At 69.7% G+C, this 713-nt stretch carries 1 protein-coding gene; it reads left to right on the top strand.

Annotated elements, in window-relative coordinates; genetic code table 11:
- The coding region (locus AC4FQ5_RS19730; RefSeq protein ID WP_491146267.1) for an acyltransferase family protein at positions 1–713 on the top strand (713 nt) is incomplete at both ends.

The following is a 713-nucleotide window of genomic DNA, read 5'->3' as shown; positions in this document are numbered from 1 at the left end:
CCATCGACGGCAGCGACTACTGGGCGACGACCGACCAGTCGCTTTTCACGCACTTCTGGTCCCTGGGCGTCGAGGAGCAGTTCTATCTCGTCTGGCCGCTTCTCCTCCTGCTCGTCGTTCGTGTGCGACGGTCGGCTCTGCCGTGGGTGATCAGCGCGGTGCTCGTCGCGTCGCTCGCGGCGTCGATCGTCATCACCTCCGTGTCGCAGCCCTGGGCGTTCTACGGTCTCCCGACGCGGGCGTGGGAGTTCGCCGTCGGCGGTCTCGTCGCTCTCGTCCCGGCCGCCCGGGTCTCGGATCGGCTCGCCGTCGTCCTGTCGTGGGCCGGTGTCGTCACGATCGCTGCGGCGACCCTCCTCCTCACGGAAGGGCTCGCCTATCCGGGGGCCTGGGCGGCGATCCCCGCCGCGGGAGCCGCTCTCGCCCTCCTCGGTTTCGACCGACCGGGCTCGTTCACCACCGTCGCGAGCCTGCGTCCCGTCCGTTACCTCGGTGACATCAGCTATTCGCTCTACCTCTGGCATTGGCCGGCCCTCACGCTGCTCCCGTTGCTCACGGGCACTCCGATGACCTGGCAGCAGAAGCTCATCGCCCTCTTCCTCACCGCGGGTCTCGCAGCGACGACGTACGAGCTCGTGGAGAACCGATTCCGCGACGCTCCGCTCCTGCGGACCCCGCGGCGGTCGGTCGCTGCGGCCGCGGTCGCGAGCGTC

It is taken from the genome of Chryseobacterium sp. DT-167 (assembly GCF_058310155.1).
This window is presented reverse-complemented; position numbering and strand designations above follow the sequence as displayed.